The sequence below is a fragment of the Bradyrhizobium sp. CCGUVB1N3 genome (assembly GCF_024199925.1).
Taxonomy (GTDB): Bacteria; Pseudomonadota; Alphaproteobacteria; order Rhizobiales; family Xanthobacteraceae; genus Bradyrhizobium.
Genome location: NZ_JANADR010000001.1, coordinates 3,192,727 through 3,207,985, shown reverse-complemented (window position 1 = coordinate 3,207,985; position 15,259 = coordinate 3,192,727). Strand labels below are relative to the sequence as shown.

The following is a 15,259-nucleotide window of genomic DNA, read 5'->3' as shown; positions in this document are numbered from 1 at the left end:
CGGACGGCTCGTCTCGCTCCGTCTGCGGGGCAGAGCCGAGGCGCGATGTATTCTGGTCGGCGGAAACGCCGAGCAGGTCGAACCAGCTTAACGAGAACGAGCCCGACAACCCAGGGCCGACAATTATCGGGAGGAAGACCATGGGCGCGAACGCTTCGGTTGAAGCGATAGCTGCAGATGAACGTATTCGAAAAGTGTCTTCTTTCCGCAGAAGACTGATTCGACCCGAACTCGGGGCGATCTGCGGCACGATCGCAGTTTTTCTCTTCTTCTTTGTCGTCGCTCCCGACTCGGGAATGTTTTCGCTGCAGGGCTTCATGAACTGGGGCGTTATCGCAGCTCAATTCGCAATCATCGCGGTTGGCGCGTGCCTTTTGATGATAGCAGGCGAATTCGACCTCTCGGTCGGCTCAATGATTGGCTTTTCTGGGATCGTCATAGCGCTGTTTTCGACTGTCGGCGGCTGTCCGATGTGGTTGGCGATCCTCATCGCCTTCGTGGTTGCGCTTGCGGTCGGCGCCGTCAATGGATTCTTGGTGATCCGTACCGGTCTGCCATCCTTCATTGTGACACTCGCATCGCTTTTTGTCCTGCGCGGGCTCACGATCTACGTTCCCATCAAGACGAACGGAACGACGATCATCAGCGGCCTTGACGCCGCCGCCAAGGGCGATTGGCTGGCCCCCATCTTTGGGGGCAAGGTTCTCCATGGCTTGTTCGTTTGGCTTGCCGATAACGGACTCGTCGACAAATTCAAGGTCGGGGCCAAGGCAGGCCAACCGGTCGTCGACGGCATTCCTATGCTCATGGTCTGGGCGGTCGTCCTGGTGCTGCTTGGGCACCTGCTCTTGACGCAGACCGCGTTCGGCAACTGGATATTTTCCTCCGGCGGCGATGCCGGCGCCTCTCGCAATGTTGGCGTGCCCGTCGGCAGAGTCAAAGTCTTGATGTTCATGCTCTCTGCATTCTGTGCAACCGTGTTCGCAGCGTGCCAGGCCCTGGAATTCGGGTCGGCGGTCGCCGATCGCGGGCTGCTCAAGGAATTTGAAGCCATCATTGCCGTCGTGATCGGCGGTTCGCTGCTGACTGGTGGGTACGGGACCGTGATCGGGGCGGCACTCGGAGCGCTGATCTTTGGCGTGGTCCAACAGGGGCTCTTCTTTGCTGGAGTGGACAGCTCCCTGTTCCGAGTCTTTCTCGGAATCATTCTGCTCTCCGCCGTCCTCCTGAATACCTACATCCGTCGCCTGATCACCGGAGAACGCTGAGATGGCTCCGATCTTGCAACTAACCGATATCGGAAAGCACTACGGAATGGTAATTGCTTTGGCCGGGGTCAGCTTTGCTGTTAACGCGGGTGAGGTGCATTGTTTGCTCGGCGACAATGGAGCCGGAAAATCCACGCTGATCAAAACCATGTCAGGCGTCGTTCAGCCGTCGAGAGGAAAGATCTTTCTGAACGGAGAGGAAACCAGGTTCGCCGATGCCCGTCATGCGATCGACTGCGGCATCGCCACCGTATTCCAGGATCTCGCGATGATCCCTTTGATGTCGGTGACGCGCAACTTCTTTCTCGGCCGGGAGCCAAGAAAGAGTATCGGCCCGCTCAAGAGGTTCGACTTTGCCACCGCTGACCGCATCACCATGGAGGAAATGGCGCGCATGGGCATACGCTTGCGCGAACCCAGCCAGGCGGTCGGCACTTTGTCGGGCGGTGAACGCCAATCGGTCGCTATCGCGCGCGCCGTCTATTTCGGAGCGCGGGTGCTGATTTTGGATGAGCCAACTTCGGCGTTGGGGGTGCGACAGACTGCGAACGTTCTTTCGACGATCGATAAAGCCCGGAAGAGGGGCGTTGGCGTCGTTTTCATCACACACAATGTCCGGCACGCGATGGCCATAGGCGATCGGTTTACCGTTCTCAATCGTGGCAAGACGCTCGGCACCGCACTTCATGGCGAGGTTACCCAGGACGAACTGCAAAACCTGATGGCAGGAGGAGAAGAGCTCGCCGAGTTGGCAGGCTCACTCCGCGGCACTGTTTGAGGAGGGCAACTGCGCTTTGCGTGTTGATTTGATTTGATCAAGCAAAGAGCGGCGCCTCGACTCACAGGGCGCTATCAGTGCCTGTGCAGAGCTTACGAAGCGTGTCTGTTCCGACGGAGTTAGCAATGGACGATCTGAAATATGGCACCCGTAACAAGCGCGGCGATTGGTCTCCTGGCGAACCGGCCGCTACTGCCCCGCTGTTCGTCTTCCCGCCGCAGCCGCTCAAATTCCTGAGGTGGCTGCCCAGCTATTTCCTGCCTTACAATCTTCTCTTTGCGCTTTCAGCGGTCGTCTGGTGGCATTGGGTGCTGCCGGAACCCGAAGTCATGAAATCGTTCGCCTGGGGGTGGATACTCAAGCTATTCATCATCAACTGCATTGCAGTTTTCGTTTTCTACGGTGTGTTCGAGCTGCGGCTTTATGCGTTGCGCGCTCAAGGCAGCCGCTTCAAATACAACGGAAAATGGCCTTCCGAGCAGAGGAGCAAGGCGTTCTTTTTCGAAAGACAGAACGTCGACAATATGATGCGGGTGTTCGGAACGGGCCTGCCAATTTGGACAACGATCCAGGTGGCCATCCTGTATGCCTTCGCCAACGGCTACGTACCGTGGCTGACCTTTGCGGAAAATCCCTGGTATCTGCTTGTACTGGCGCTCCTCGTGCCGATCATTCACGAGACGCACTTCTTCATCCTGCATAGAACAATTCACTGGGGGCCGCTCTACAAATGGGTTCATTCGGTCCACCACAATTCGGTGAACCCGTCGCCATGGTCGTCACTCTCCATGCATCCGATTGAGCAGCTCGGCTATCTGGGCGTGGCTCTCTGGCATCTGATTGTCCCCTCCAACCCGATCTTGGCGCTCTATCAGCTTCACTTCGCCGGATTTGGCGCCATCCCCGGGCATATCGGCTTTGATAAGGTCGAAATCACCGAAGGCGCCATGGTCGATAGCCACGCCTACATCCACTACCTTCACCATAAGTATTTTGAGGTGAACTACGGCGACGGCCTCATTCCATTCGATAAGTGGTTCGGCACTTTCCACGACGGCTCGCGCGAAAGCGAGGCACGGATGCAAGCCCGCTATCAGAGGACCAAGCAGCGCGCGAATTCCAAGGCGCAAGCCAAAGGGGCGGTGACTGCTGACTAATCCGGCTTTGAGAAGGTGATGCGATGACGAATTGGATTGAAGTCGGCGCTCTGGATGACATCGAACAGGAGGGCGCAATCCGCGTTTACCACGAGGGGAAGTCCTATGCAGTCTACCGCTCGCCCGACAATGAAGTGTTCTGCACTGACGGGCTCTGCACCCACGAAAAGGTCCATCTCGCTGACGGCCTAGTCATGGATTACGAGATTGAGTGCCCGAAGCACCAGGGAGCCTTCGATTACCGGACCGGCGAAGCCCTGCGGCTTCCTGCTTGCGTCAATCTAAGGGTCTATCCTGCCAAGCTGGAGGGCAGGCGTATCAGCATCGATGTCGGCTGACCGCCCGCTCGGCATCATCGTCGTACACCTCGGGCACGGCAGTCAGATTGCAAAGCGGAGCAGTAATGGGCGGGCTGATCGTACTCCAGTCGCTCTGGGCCATGGAGCGCCGACAGACGGACGGAGTCGAGCGGTCTTTGGAAGAAAATCTCGCGCTGATCATCCAAGCCGGCTTCGGCGGCGTCAGCGCGCATTGTACCAACCGCGACAACGTCCGACGCATTGTCAGCGTTCTCGGCGACCGAGACATGGCGATTGAAGGGCAGGCCTTCCCGAAGACGATCGACGACCTCAAGCCTGTTCTCGACATCGCATCCGAGTTCGGCGTCCGCCACATCAATCTTCAGCCCGATGTCCGGCCGCGACGATTGGAGGATTGCTTTCCGCTGATCGAGGGCTGGCGGCGCCTCGGTGAAGAGGCCGACATTCCAGTTTACATCGAAACCCACCGCGATCGTATGACGACGGACCTCTACTTCACGCTCGATCTGCTCGACCGTTACCCCGACTTACGGCTCATCGCCGATTTGTCCCATATCCTGGTAGGCCGCGAATTCGCATGGCCGGTCTCAGACGAAAATCACGCGTTGGTTCATCGGATCCTCGATGCCTCGTGGGCATTCCACGGGCGCGTGGCCACGCGCGAACAGGTCCAGATCGAAATTTCGTTCCCGCATCACCGGCCTTGGGTCGATCTGTTCCTGCGGTGGTGGGATTATGGCTTCCGCGGTTTCCGCCGGCGCGCCGGCCGGGAGGTCCCCATCTGTTTTACCTGCGAACTCGGCCCTAAGCCGTACGCAATCACTGGCCGTGACGGGAACGACACGACCGATCGCTGGGCCGAGTCGTTGATGATGAAAGAGTTGGTCGAGCAGCTTTACGCCAAGATCGAGTCGGAGGAGGAACACTAAGGAGTTCGGCCATCGCGTTTTTTCGCTCGGGCTTGTCGTTTTTCGGCGATGCCGACCGCCATGGTCATGGCGAGCGTCATCGTCGCAGCTAGGGAGCGAAAGCCTGTAAAGTCAGCCTCCACGACTTCGAACCAGACCTTGGCGAACTGAGCAAGCGGCGAAAACGCGCTGTCTGTAATAGCAACCACGGGAACGCCTGTTCCGAGAGCCGTCGGGCATCTTGAATGGTGGAGGGCGTGTAGGGGGAGAAGCTGACTGCAAGAGCCGCATCTTTCGATGTGGCAAAAGCAAGGACTTCCGGGTTCAGGTCGGCTACCGATTCCACCAATTGGTATCGAATACCGAGCTTGCCGAATGCATAGGCGATGTAGCTCGCCACCGGATAAGAGCGGCGACGGGCGATAATGAAGATCGTTTCAGCCTTGGCCAGGAGCCCAATCGCCGCATCGAGATCTTTCTCTCCAACGACCTGCTGTACCCTGTCGAGGGATGTGCTCGCTGCCGTGACGAATCCTTCGAAGATGGCGCGATGTCCGACCCCGTTGCCGGCTCTCTTGTGCAGGGCTGAAAGCCGTTCGTCATAGGAGGAATTGCGCTCGCGAAGGCGCTTGCGGAGGACGGCCTGGAGAGAACTGAAGCCATCGAAGCCAAGGTGCTGGGCGAAGCGGATCAAGGTCAAGGGCTGAACGCCCGCGGAAGTGGCGATACTCGCGGCTGTTCCGAACGCGATCTCGTCGGGATTGTCGAGCGAACAGGCAGCGATCTGAGCGATCCGTTTTGGAAGAAGCTCGCGCTGTTCCAAGATCATGGTCCGGAGGCTCTCAAAATCATCAGGCAATGCTACGCGCTTGGTCATCTCCTCCACCTGATCGCTCTCCTGCCGCGACCGCAGCATCGCGGCCAATGCTCAAGCCACAAGAATCAGCAATCGGGTCGACGTCTTCGTTGGTCTAGGGTCCAGCCGAACTACTTTCCTTTCCTTTGACAGATTCGAGCGCAGCGTTCGCGATCATCAGCGCGATCAGCCCGTCCTCGCCGCCGGGCGACACCGGCTACCCCTTCGTGACTGTTTCGATGAATGAAACGCCTGCGCCTGCCGACTCCGCCTCACGCGCAGACGTTGATGGAACCAGGTTCAGCTCGCGTTGTTTGCCGCCTGCCGGGCCGACTCGTCACCTCAATATGGCGGTCGAGAAGCCCTCGTATACATTAGTATAGTCGTCACAAGACATAATTCCTGATCAATCATTGGCCACCGTGAGGCCGGGTTCGACCCCCGTGCACCGTCAACGATCGCTGGCGCTTGCCGCTCCGGGCCGGGGGACAGCCCCGCTACCCGGCGCGAGAAACAAGTCGATTTGATCCATCGCTCTTCAGCAAGAGTCGATTATGCAACATCCGGTTCAAGTGCCGTCGGCCGCGGTGGATTTAAATGAGCGCAAGCGCCCCGAGGAGGCGCTACGTGAGAGCGAGGAGCGCTTTCGCACCTTGGTGCAATTCTCGTTCGATGTGTACTGGGAAACCGACGCGCAGCATCGCTTCATCCGCCAGGAGTTCGCTGAGACGCTTTCCGAGCCGCCGGTCGCCGAGATTGGCAGGACGCGGTGGGAAGTGCCTTATCTGGAGCCTGATGCAGAGGGCTGGCGCAAGCACCGGGAGACGCTGGATGCCCACCTCCCGTTCCGTGATTTCGAGCACGCGCGGCCGACGCCCGATGGCGGCAAGCGCTACACGTCTGTCTCCGGGCTGCCCGTGTTTGACGAGACGGGGCGCTTCATGGGCTACCGCGGTGTCGGGCGCTACATCACGGAGCGCAAGCGCGCCGAACAGGCGCTGCGCGAGAGCGAGGCGCGTTACCGGACCTTCGTGGACCACGCGACAGACACGTTCACGCTCCACAATGAAGACGGTCGTGTTCTCGACGTGAACCGAAATGCTTGCGAAAGCCTGGGCTACAGCCGGGACGAACTGATTGGGGCTGTTCCGTTCTTCTTCAATCTGGATATGGATGAAGCGACCTGGCGGGTCAACCGCGAGCGCCTCAAGGCCGGCGGCATCGCTACGCTTGAGAGTCGCTATCGCCGAAGGAACGGCACCGTGTTTCCCGTTGAAGTCCGCATGCGAGAATTCTGCGAAGGCGGCCAGCGACAGATCATTTGTCTGAGCCGCGACATCACCGAGCGTAAAAGAGCCGCCGAGACCTTCCGGGAGATGCAGGCGGAACTGACACACGCCAATCGCGCGGCGGCCATGGGACAGGTCACGGCTTCGGTGACACACGAATTAAGCCAACCGATTACCGCGATGCTCTGCAACGCAGAGGCCGCACTGAACTGGCTAGGATCGCAAGCTCCGAATCTCGAAAAAGCGCGGCGGGCGCTCGCATCCATTGTCGCGGACGCCAAGCGGGGCGGCGAGATCATCGGCTGGATCCGTTCCCTGATCAAGAAGACGCCGGCGCCGAAAGAGAGCGTCGTTGTCAATGGTGTGATCCTGGACGTGATCACGATAGTCCGGAGCGAACTGATTAAACACGGTGTCTTGCTCGAGACCGACCTCGCGCCGGGCTTGCCGCTCGTGGAGGGCTATCGCGTCCAGCTGCAACAGGTTGTTCTCAATCTGATCCTCAACGCGATCGAGGCAATGAACAGCCACGAGGAGGGGGGACGGGAGCTGCGGATCAGCACGGCCGCAGATGCCTCAAATGCCGTTGTTGTCACCGTGCGGGACAACGGTCCTGGACTCGACGCGGCAATGGTCGACCGCTTGTTCGAGCCCTTCTACACCACCAAGCCGGAGGGGATCGGCATGGGCCTGTCTATCTGTCATTCGATCATCGAAGCGCATGGAGGAGGACTTTGGGCCGGTGCGAACGAACCACGGGGCGCCGTGTTTCAGTTCAATCTTCCCGCGGGACAGGGTGATCCACGTCGCATGTCTTGACAGGGGGCTCCGCCGGCCGGCGCCCACAGCCTCAAATGTATCCTCGGCCACATGGGGATGCCCGCTGTTGGCGCAAAGCGGACGTCTGACGAACGCGCGAGTTCAGCCAAGGGCGGACCCCAGGTGAGGTGCGCGAGCATTGGGATGTCTATCGACACTTGCCATACCGGAGTATACTTGCCGCCGACGGCAGCCGCTCATGGGCGGCCTGGAGGCCTCTGATGTCATCCCTCAAAGGCAAGACGCTGTTTATCTCGGGTGCGAGCCGCGGCATTGGGCTTGCGATCGCGCTGCGCGCAGCTCGCGACGGCGCCAGTGTCGCGATCGCCGCGAAGACCGCTGAGCCGCATCCGAAGCTGAAGGGGACCATATTTACCGCCGCCGACGAGGTGCGCGCGGCCGGCGGCAAGGCGCTGCCAGTCATCTGCGATATTCGCGACGAAGCCCAGGTGATCGCAGCTGTTGACAAGACCGTCGCCGAATTCGGTGGCATCGATATCTGCGTCAACAACGCCAGCGCCATTAGTCTGACCAACTCCCAGGCAACCGACATGAAGCGGTTCGACCTGATGATGAACATCAACACCCGCGGCACTTTCATGGTGTCGAAATACTGCATCCCGCATCTGAAGAAGGCGGAAAACCCGCACATCCTTATGCTGTCGCCGCCGCTCGACATGAAGGCGAAATGGTTCGAGCGCTCCACCGCCTATACCATAGCGAAGTTTGGCATGAGCATGTGCGTGCTGGGACTGTCAGCCGAGCTGAAGAGCGCGGGCGTCGCGGTCAACGCGCTGTGGCCGCGCACGACGATCGCTACCGCCGCGGTCGGCAATCTCCTTGGCGGCGACGCCATGATGCGCGCGAGCCGCACGCCGGCGATCATGGGACATGCGGCTTATGTGATCCTCACGAAGCCGTCGCGCGAGTTCACCGGGCAGTTCTGCATCGATGACAAGCTGCTCTATGCCAGCGGAGTGCGTGACTTCGAGCACTATCGCGTGGATCCCTCTGTCCCGCTGGCGGTGGACTTCTTTGTGCCCGACGACGACGTGCCGCCGCCTGGGGTCACGGTAGCGCCCCCGCGCTAGCGCGCCGCGTTTGCCAATGCATCGACGTCAGCCGGGGATCCGGAATTCCCGAGCGGCGTTCGGCTGTCCCTAGTTTTGATCGGTCGAATACACGCGTTGCGCTCAAGCGGTCGACGCTAATCGCGGACCGATTGGGGAGACCGCACGGCTCATGAAGACCTTGCTGCTACTGCTGATTTATATGCTTGCTGCCGCGCGGGGAGCGATCGCGCAAGAGACACAATGCGACCACGAACGCGCCGCCATGGTCGACACCATTCGCGTTTACGCCCGGTCCTACGCCAATGTCCTGGGACAGCAGGGACTGTCCGAGAGAGTCCTTGGGGCCATGGGGCAAACACAGCGCCATCTGTTCGTTCCCGAGCGACACTGCTCCATCGCGTACGCAGACGGGCCGCTTCCGATAGGCCTCGGCCAGACCATATCGCAGCCGTTCATCGTGGCCTTGATGACTGAGCTGGCTGAACGTCGCGCCCGATGGTGTTGTGCTCGAAGTCGGTACGGGTTCGGGCGATCAGGCCGCCATTCTCGCGCACCTGGCGCGAAAGGTCTGCACCATCGAGATCATCCCGCACCTTCCTGTGTGACGACCTAGCGTTCACGCGCTGGATGAGCCTTCACGAACGATGACGCATCCGTCTCTATATCCACCAGAACTTCCCCGGCGAGAATTTCGGGGTCTCCAAGATCAAGGTCATGCAAGCTTGCTTGAACAAATGCCAGTACTCTATCGTTCGCCGCGATGGCGCTTTCTCGGTCGTCGAATATCATCACAGCGACGCCGACGCCTTCGCCCCCGTCCAATACATAATAAGATCTGAAGCCGTGCGATTCCCTTAGGATCTGACCGATGCCACTTTTCGCGCGGCGAGCAGCATCCGCGACCGAACGAACCTTGGTGTACTTTCGAATGACCATGTACATGAGGCCACCTACGCGTTTCCGGCTCCTCGCATCAAAGCATATCGGGCCATCACTGGACTAGGGTCTCCTTCCAGGAGATGTGTCAAACATGCGACCTCGTGGAGGGCAGCTTGTGGCGCAAAGCGGACCTACGGCGTGATTCGTAAATTCGGGAAGGGCCATGAGCCGAATTAACAAACCTTCCCATGCTCGACAAGCGCGAGCGCGAGGCGCTCGACGAGCGTGCGATGTAGTTCTAGAAGGGCTCTCGATCTCTTAAAACCTTCATAGCGCAGAGCGTCGCCCTCGGCCTCCTTGCAGTCCTCGATAAGTTCTCTTATCTCAGTCATGTCCATCATCGCGGCGTTGTCGTTCGTAGGCGCTGCCAACATGAATTGCGCGTCGCTACCCGCGGCACAGATCGCGATCTGGTCAGACAGTGGCAAATGGTTTGCCGGATCCGTCTCGGCTCTGCCAGCCGTCTCGTCCCCTTTCACCCCGACGACAATTTTCCTAACGCGTACCCCCAGCGCCCAGGCGACCACGGCATGGCCAGCCTCATGAACGGCGCACCCGTACATCCCAGAGATTTCGTGCTTGTATTCATCCATCGACTAGAGTTCCGACGAGGTGAGAACGGCGCCGCGTGCCCCTTCATGTCATGACTGTTCGGCGTGATGTTCCGCCGATCCCTCCGCGCCTCCGACATCAGCCTTCCTCTTTCGCCCTTGACTGCGAGCGCGTCGCGGTCGTCTGTCCCGTTCGCCCGTTTAGCTTGTCAATGCTGAGTAAGAGCTGGCGTGCATAGAGGCGCGCTGCTTGGAATACGTTCTGCTCGTTGACGAAAAAGGCGAGATAAAGCCCATGCAGGACTGCGATGCCGACGACAGTGGCGAGGGCCTGATCGAACCGACGAGTCAGGTCGATAGGGAAGCGAAACCATAGCACTGCGAGGCAAAAATAGAAGGATCAAAGCGTTCAAGTAGAAGCCGGGGAGACGCAGCCCGAGTAGATTGCGGTGAAAGCCGTAATTGATGTTCTCGCTAAATACGATTGGAAACTTCTTTGCGTCGCGAGTGTTCTCGCGTAGCCAGTTGCAAGCCCGCACATAGAAGCCGTCAGCGGCGGCAAATATCGGCCTTCTCCTGGTCTGGCGTGGGTGCTTCCTCATTTAACTTTTGCGCGAGAAAGGCATGCATATTCGCCTTTGTGACCGCGTCGAAGGTATCGTCGCTATGACAGAGCATCACGGTACTCGGCATGCCCCCATCTTGTCATAAATGCCCGTCTCGATCTGTTTTCCGCGCTGTCGGGCCACATTTGTGAATACCGAGAAGAGCGCAGTCAGACCGAGAGCCGCGACAAGCTGCGTGAAGTTAAAGGAAGTCCAGGTATCCCTGGTGACACCCTGGTGACACCGAGCGCCAGCGCAAAAGGCAAAGATTACAGAAAGCCCTTATTTTACTGGCGCACCCGACACGATTCGAACGTGTGACCTTGGCCTTCGGAGGGCAATGCTAAGCGACCGCCTGAAATAGCAGTTTGAGATGGTTGCGCGTCCCCGCGGACTTAGCCGGTTCCGATAAAATGGCCCGCATCACGCGGGCCATTTTGCTTTGGCCGTCGCTCACGGTGGAAACATCGGCCATACCTTACGCTCCCCGCAAATCTGCTGTCGTCGCCTTCGCTTTCGCACTGGCTCTGCCGATCGGATGGACCGCGCCTGCGCCCGCGTGCCCGACCAGGCGCGCAAGCCGTCTCTCTCTCTCTCTCTCTCTCTCTCTCTCTCTCTCTCTCTCTCTCTCTCTCTACCGAGATAACAAGAGCGAGCGAATGCCCTCAGTCAGGAAAGCTCAAGATCGTTTTGAGCAATTTCGGAAATCGCGCATTGATGTCCTCCTCGCGCAGGACGTTGCGGTGCTGGACACCTTGCTTTGACGTCCGGACCAGGCCGGCCTCCCGCAGGATCCGAAAATGGTTCGACAGGGTCGACTTCGCCATGTCAGGGCAAGGCGCCGCCTCGGTGCACGACATGCAATCGTTCTGCGCGACCAGGCTTTTGACGATACGCAGCCGCATCGGATCCGCGAGGGCTCCAAGCACTCCGGCCAGTGTGATCTCGTCTCGCGGTGGGTGAACGAACTGCACCATGCCCAAAATATAGCATGTCCCTTGAATTCATTCAATGGTTCACTAGTATTGAACTAATGAATATCGGCGTCTCGCCGGATCATGGAGATTATGCGATGACCAAGAGACTTGAAGGAAAAGTTGCGCTCGTGACCGGCGCATCCAAAGGCATCGGCGCTGAAATCGCCGCCCGGCTCGCGGCTGAGGGTGCGGCGGTCGCGGTCAACTACAGCGCCAGCAAGCAGGCCGCCGACCGCGTGGTCGCCGCCATCATCGCCAAGGGTGGCAAAGCCGCCGCCGTCCACGGTAACTTGGCCGATGCCAAAACCGTGAAAGGCGTGCTCGCGGAGACCGTGAAAGCATTCGGTGCGATCGACATCCTCGTCAACAACGCGGGCATTTACGAGTTCGCGCCGCTCGAGGCCATCACCGACGAGCATTTCCACAAGCATTTCGACCTCAATGTGCTCGGCCTCCTTCTGATCTCGGGGGAAGCGGTGCGGCACTTCAACCCCAAGGGCGGAAGTATCATCAACATCAGCTCCGGCGTATCGACCATCGCGCCGGCGAACACCGCCGTCTACACCGCGACGAAAGCATCGGTGGATGCGATCTCCGCCGTGCTGTCCAAGGAACTGGCGCCGCGCAAGATCCGCGTCAACGCCGTCAATCCGGGCATGATCGCCACCGAAGGTGTGGTGTCCGCCGGCCTGCACGAGGGCGAGATGCGCAAGTGGATCGAATCCGTCACCCCGCTCGGCCGCATCGGCAAGGTTGAGGAGATCGCCGCCGCGGTGGCCTTCTTCGCTTCGGACGACGCGTCCTACATCACGGGCGAGACACTTCACGTCACCGGCGGCCTTCGCTGACGAAGCGCGTGCTCTGGCGGGCCGACGGTGCTGAAGGCCGTCGGCCCCGCATGGTTACGTTTGCGATCTAACGGGCAGAGTTCGATACCCATCGGTGTGAAAAATACTGACGTGTCAGGGCAGCGCGCGTAGAGTGTAAAATGGCAACCTTCGAGGCTCAGCTCACGGATTGAATACGGAAGTTGCGGCTAGCTATTCGAGGACCGATTTTCGTCTCGCAGGTTCGCTGTTCATTTGGAAACAACCGCCAAGCAATTGATATTGCTAAAGCGCAATTCGGTGTTTTTTTCCAAATGCGCTTTGAAATCATTGGATAATCAAACTGATTTTGATTCCGCCATTCGGAGGTTCGATCCCTCCCGCCCCAGCCAGACCTCAAAGCGCTGAGTTCGTTAAAGGAACAGCTCTGTTCCCGGCCCGGTTTGCGGGCGCGTTTGGAAATAGAGATTCTGAAGCTCGGTCGAGAATCGAACAAAACGGCCTCGCGCGTTATGCGGCCGTCTAGGGGCGATCTACAAGGCCCTGAGTTTTCTCCGCCACACCCGTTCGGCATAGCCGAAGGCACGCAATCGCCGGCGAGCGGGAAGCTCGCCGGCGACGCTGCGCCGTTTAGCAGAGTGCCTTCTTATTGCCGCGTCAGGCGAACGACGTCCTGCCTCAGGAGGTAGAGCGAGACGGCGAGCAGAACGACGTCCTTCATCAGGAAGGGGACGTTGCCCGTCATCGCCGGGAAGCCTCCTGCGGCGATGTCCCAGCCCTCCGGCATGAACGGAATGATGGTGACCGTTGCGATGAAGGTGCCGGTCGAGCCCAAGGCGCCAAGAACGCCAAGCCGCGTGTCCCAGAAGCCCGCGAGGAGCAGGGACCCGAACGTCCACTCCGACAAGCCCAGGAAGTAGCTGGCACCGGCGTGGCCGAACGCGGGATAGAGCCACGAGATCAACGGACCGTTGCTGATGAACGGGACCAGTCTCTCGAATTCGTACGGAAACCACTTCTGGTAACCGAAGAAGAAGAACATGATCACCATGGAGGCTCGGACAACGTGGTAGTCGAGATCATCGGCGAGAAGCCCGGACCTTTCCAGCGCGCGGACAAGCGGACTTTGAGCGGTGTTGGCAAGTGTAATCATGGTCGTGATCCTTTCATTCGAGATCTGACGGGCGGTCGCCTTCATGCGACCGCGGGGAAGTCGATCTCGGTGTCGTTGATGCGGTTGAAGACGTTGGTGAAGACGGTGGTCGCGAAGGCCAGGCTGATCTCCACCAGCTGAGCGTCGCTGTAGCCGGCGGCCTTGATCGCGGCGAAATCCTCGTCGCTGACCGTGCCGCTGGACCGCGCGAGCTTGCGAACGAAGCCGACCAGCGCGTCGCGCTTGGACTCGCCGGTGGGCTGCCCATCGCGGATCTGCTTCAGCGTCTCCGGCTTCACGCCCGCGAGCTTGGCGAGATGGTTGTGGGCGGCGACGCAGTAGTCGCAGCCGCCGACGGCGCTGATGACGAGCTTGATGATCTCCTGGTCACGCTTGGTCAGGCTGCCTGCAGCGAGCACGGCATCGGCGGCAAGGACCGACTTGAGGGCGGCCGGGCCGTGGGCAGCGATCGCTGCGAAGGTGTTCGGGACGCTGCCGATGGCCTTCTTGATCTGGGCATAGATCTGACCCGACGGGCCGGCGACGGTTTCGAGATTGGGGACTGAAAGACGAGACATGGTGGCACTCCTTTGTTGGGGTTGGTGAACGATTGCGGAGTGACAGTATGACTAGGGTGTGAGACTTTGAATGTTCATATGTCTTGAATATATGCTCTATCGTCTCATCTTGATTGTTTAAGGAGATCGCCATGGACTGGCTCAGCCGGCTGTTCGAGATGATGCCGGTCCGGGGACGCCTGGACTTGCGCTGCTCCTATGGCGTGCCCTGGCGCATCGAGCAGGGGCCGGGCGAGGCGAGCGAAATCCCGTACCATGCAGTCATAGGTGGCTCGGCATTGTTGGAAGATCCGGCCGGCGGCAAGCCGCTGCATCTTGCCGCCGGCGACATTCTTCTGCTCCCCGGAAATCCCCGGCACACGTCATGCACGACGGCAGCGGGAGGCGAGCCAAGCCGGCGCAAAATCACCAGCATCTCAACCTCGTGATCAGCGAGAACGCTGGCACCGGCGAGCGGCTGGATCTGCTGTGCGGCCATTTTGCGATTGCGCCGCCGCATGATCGCCTGGTGCGCAGCTATTTGCCGTCACGCCTGGTCGTACATGCCGGTCCTCGCGGTGAACAACCGGCGACTGCCACGCAGCTCGCGGGCCTCGTCTCCGTGATGCGCAGCGAGTCGGCGGACGATCACCTGGGCGGTCGCGCAATGCTGAACGCGCTGTCGACGGCGATGTTCGCGCTCGTGCTGCGGCTCGCCAGCGAGACCGACGATGCGCCGCGCGGTCTCCTCGCTTTGGCCGGTGATCCCCGCCTGGCTCCCGCGGTAGCGGCCCTGTTCAACGAGCCGGCGCGGCCATGGTCGCTGCCCGATCTTGCACGCCTGTGCAACATGTCGCGCGCCACGCTCGCCCGTCAGTTCCAGGAGAAGCTTGGGCGATCGGCCAGCGATCTCCTCACGGACATCCGGATGACGCGGGCAGCGAACGAACTGAGGAGATCAACGCTTTCCACTGGCGCCGTTGCGGAGGCCGTAGGCTATCAATCAGAAGCGGCGTTTCAGCGCGCCTTCAAGAGCCGCATGGGCATGACTCCGGCGCAATGGAGAAGGACGCAGGAGCCGTCCGGCCGAGAAGTCTTCGCCAAGCCTGCACCAAATGCCGATGCGAAGCTAGCGCCTCCAGCCTCTCAAAAATGATTTGCTTTCCCGTCGTGCAGACAGGA

The 15,259-nt window shown here is 59.8% G+C and carries 16 protein-coding genes and 3 pseudogenes; 11 read left to right on the top strand and 8 right to left on the bottom strand.

The annotated features are described in order from the left end of the window. Positions 1-140: 140 nt before the first annotated feature. The 5 genes from NLM33_RS15150 to NLM33_RS15130 all read left to right on the top strand — a co-directional run bounded on the left by NLM33_RS15150 (position 141) and on the right by NLM33_RS15130 (position 4,452). Positions 141-1,268: an ABC transporter permease gene (locus NLM33_RS15150; protein WP_254096820.1), complete on the top strand. Its 1,128-nt coding sequence runs from the start codon at positions 141-143 to the stop codon at positions 1,266-1,268. 1 nt (position 1,269) lies between these two features. Further along, a complete protein-coding gene (locus NLM33_RS15145) occupies positions 1,270-2,046 on the top strand; it encodes an ATP-binding cassette domain-containing protein (RefSeq protein ID WP_254096819.1) in 777 nt (258 codons plus the stop codon). Between the two features lie 125 nt (positions 2,047-2,171). Then, positions 2,172-3,203, top strand: coding sequence for a sterol desaturase family protein (locus NLM33_RS15140; protein WP_254096818.1), 1,032 nt, complete (start codon positions 2,172-2,174; stop codon positions 3,201-3,203). A gap of 23 nt (positions 3,204-3,226) precedes the next feature. Then, entirely contained in the window at positions 3,227-3,541 is a 315-nt protein-coding gene (locus NLM33_RS15135; protein ID WP_254096817.1) for a MocE family 2Fe-2S type ferredoxin, read from the top strand. A gap of 65 nt (positions 3,542-3,606) precedes the next feature. Next, positions 3,607-4,452, top strand: a complete 846-nt coding sequence (locus NLM33_RS15130) for a sugar phosphate isomerase/epimerase (protein WP_254096816.1) — start codon at positions 3,607-3,609, stop codon at positions 4,450-4,452. Here NLM33_RS15130 and NLM33_RS15125 read toward each other — a convergent pair. Then, positions 4,449-5,308, bottom strand: a pseudogene (locus NLM33_RS15125) (MurR/RpiR family transcriptional regulator). The gene NLM33_RS15130 and the pseudogene NLM33_RS15125 overlap by 4 nt on opposite strands. 533 nt (positions 5,309-5,841) lie before the next feature. Between NLM33_RS15125 and NLM33_RS15120 the strand changes: the two are divergent. From NLM33_RS15120 to NLM33_RS15105, 4 genes and pseudogenes are all read left to right on the top strand, one after another. Beyond that, entirely contained in the window at positions 5,842-7,395 is a 1,554-nt protein-coding gene (locus NLM33_RS15120) for a PAS domain-containing sensor histidine kinase (protein ID WP_254096815.1), read from the top strand. 221 nt (positions 7,396-7,616) lie between these two features. Further along, positions 7,617-8,486: an NAD(P)-dependent oxidoreductase gene (locus NLM33_RS15115; protein WP_254096814.1), complete on the top strand. Its 870-nt coding sequence runs from the start codon at positions 7,617-7,619 to the stop codon at positions 8,484-8,486. Between the two features lie 151 nt (positions 8,487-8,637). Further along, positions 8,638-8,889, top strand: a pseudogene (locus NLM33_RS49655) (protein-L-isoaspartate O-methyltransferase); the annotation flags it as partial. 82 nt (positions 8,890-8,971) lie between these two features. Further along, complete coding sequence (locus tag NLM33_RS15105) at positions 8,972-9,073, top strand: hypothetical protein (RefSeq protein WP_254105807.1); 102 nt, start codon at positions 8,972-8,974, stop codon at positions 9,071-9,073. A 4-nt stretch (positions 9,074-9,077) separates the two neighbouring features. Here NLM33_RS15105 and NLM33_RS15100 read toward each other — a convergent pair whose 3' ends face one another. The 5 genes from NLM33_RS15100 to NLM33_RS15085 form a co-directional block, all read right to left on the bottom strand. Continuing rightward, the gene (locus tag NLM33_RS15100) at positions 9,078-9,410 is read right to left on the bottom strand and encodes a hypothetical protein (RefSeq protein ID WP_157341666.1); all 333 of its coding nucleotides are present in this window, start codon (positions 9,408-9,410) and stop codon (positions 9,078-9,080) included. A gap of 170 nt (positions 9,411-9,580) precedes the next feature. Continuing rightward, complete coding sequence (locus NLM33_RS15095; protein WP_254096813.1) at positions 9,581-10,000, bottom strand: hypothetical protein; 420 nt, start codon at positions 9,998-10,000, stop codon at positions 9,581-9,583. A 507-nt stretch (positions 10,001-10,507) separates the two neighbouring features. Further along, entirely contained in the window at positions 10,508-10,651 is a 144-nt protein-coding gene (locus NLM33_RS15090) for a hypothetical protein (protein WP_254096812.1), read from the bottom strand. A 255-nt stretch (positions 10,652-10,906) separates the two neighbouring features. Next, positions 10,907-11,038, bottom strand: coding sequence for a hypothetical protein (locus tag NLM33_RS49255; protein ID WP_256570529.1), 132 nt, complete (start codon positions 11,036-11,038; stop codon positions 10,907-10,909). Between the two features lie 190 nt (positions 11,039-11,228). Beyond that, positions 11,229-11,540 carry a helix-turn-helix transcriptional regulator gene (locus NLM33_RS15085; RefSeq protein WP_254096811.1) on the bottom strand — a complete coding sequence of 104 codons (312 nt, stop codon included), beginning with the start codon at positions 11,538-11,540 and terminating at the stop codon, positions 11,229-11,231. A 95-nt stretch (positions 11,541-11,635) separates the two neighbouring features. Between NLM33_RS15085 and NLM33_RS15080 the strand changes: the two genes are divergently transcribed. Further along, positions 11,636-12,388 (top strand): SDR family NAD(P)-dependent oxidoreductase, encoded by a 753-nt coding sequence (locus NLM33_RS15080; RefSeq protein ID WP_254096810.1) that lies wholly within the window; start codon positions 11,636-11,638, stop codon positions 12,386-12,388. 625 nt (positions 12,389-13,013) lie between these two features. On the opposite strand, the gene NLM33_RS15075 is transcribed toward NLM33_RS15080, so the two are convergent. Together NLM33_RS15075 and NLM33_RS15070 are read right to left on the bottom strand one after the other, a co-directional pair. After that, positions 13,014-13,520 carry a YkgB family protein gene (locus NLM33_RS15075; RefSeq protein WP_254096809.1) on the bottom strand — a complete coding sequence of 169 codons (507 nt, stop codon included), beginning with the start codon at positions 13,518-13,520 and terminating at the stop codon, positions 13,014-13,016. A gap of 41 nt (positions 13,521-13,561) precedes the next feature. Next, a complete protein-coding gene (locus NLM33_RS15070) occupies positions 13,562-14,098 on the bottom strand; it encodes a carboxymuconolactone decarboxylase family protein (protein WP_254096808.1) in 537 nt (178 codons plus the stop codon). Positions 14,099-14,229: 131 nt separating this feature from the next. Here NLM33_RS15070 and NLM33_RS15065 point away from each other — a divergent pair. Next, positions 14,230-15,233: pseudogene (locus NLM33_RS15065) on the top strand (AraC family transcriptional regulator). The last annotated feature ends 26 nt before the right edge of the window (positions 15,234-15,259 follow it).

Bases quoted from the DNA above. Each gene is read 5' to 3' on its own strand.
- NLM33_RS15150 (WP_254096820.1), top strand. From the start codon at position 141: ATGGGCGCGAACGCTTCGGTTGAAGCGATAGCTGCAGATGAACGTATT.
- NLM33_RS15145 (WP_254096819.1), top strand. From the start codon at position 1,270: ATGGCTCCGATCTTGCAACTAACCGATATCGGAAAGCACTACGGAATG.
- NLM33_RS15140 (WP_254096818.1), top strand. From the start codon at position 2,172: ATGGACGATCTGAAATATGGCACCCGTAACAAGCGCGGCGATTGGTCT.
- NLM33_RS15135 (WP_254096817.1), top strand. From the start codon at position 3,227: ATGACGAATTGGATTGAAGTCGGCGCTCTGGATGACATCGAACAGGAG.
- NLM33_RS15130 (WP_254096816.1), top strand. From the start codon at position 3,607: ATGGGCGGGCTGATCGTACTCCAGTCGCTCTGGGCCATGGAGCGCCGA.
- NLM33_RS15120 (WP_254096815.1), top strand. From the start codon at position 5,842: ATGCAACATCCGGTTCAAGTGCCGTCGGCCGCGGTGGATTTAAATGAG.
- NLM33_RS15115 (WP_254096814.1), top strand. From the start codon at position 7,617: ATGTCATCCCTCAAAGGCAAGACGCTGTTTATCTCGGGTGCGAGCCGC.
- NLM33_RS15100 (WP_157341666.1), bottom strand. From the start codon at position 9,410: ATGTACATGGTCATTCGAAAGTACACCAAGGTTCGTTCGGTCGCGGAT.
- NLM33_RS15095 (WP_254096813.1), bottom strand. From the start codon at position 10,000: ATGGATGAATACAAGCACGAAATCTCTGGGATGTACGGGTGCGCCGTT.
- NLM33_RS15090 (WP_254096812.1), bottom strand. From the start codon at position 10,651: ATGCCGAGTACCGTGATGCTCTGTCATAGCGACGATACCTTCGACGCG.
- NLM33_RS49255 (WP_256570529.1), bottom strand. From the start codon at position 11,038: ATGGCCGATGTTTCCACCGTGAGCGACGGCCAAAGCAAAATGGCCCGC.
- NLM33_RS15085 (WP_254096811.1), bottom strand. From the start codon at position 11,540: ATGGTGCAGTTCGTTCACCCACCGCGAGACGAGATCACACTGGCCGGA.
- NLM33_RS15080 (WP_254096810.1), top strand. From the start codon at position 11,636: ATGACCAAGAGACTTGAAGGAAAAGTTGCGCTCGTGACCGGCGCATCC.
- NLM33_RS15075 (WP_254096809.1), bottom strand. From the start codon at position 13,520: ATGATTACACTTGCCAACACCGCTCAAAGTCCGCTTGTCCGCGCGCTG.
- NLM33_RS15070 (WP_254096808.1), bottom strand. From the start codon at position 14,098: ATGTCTCGTCTTTCAGTCCCCAATCTCGAAACCGTCGCCGGCCCGTCG.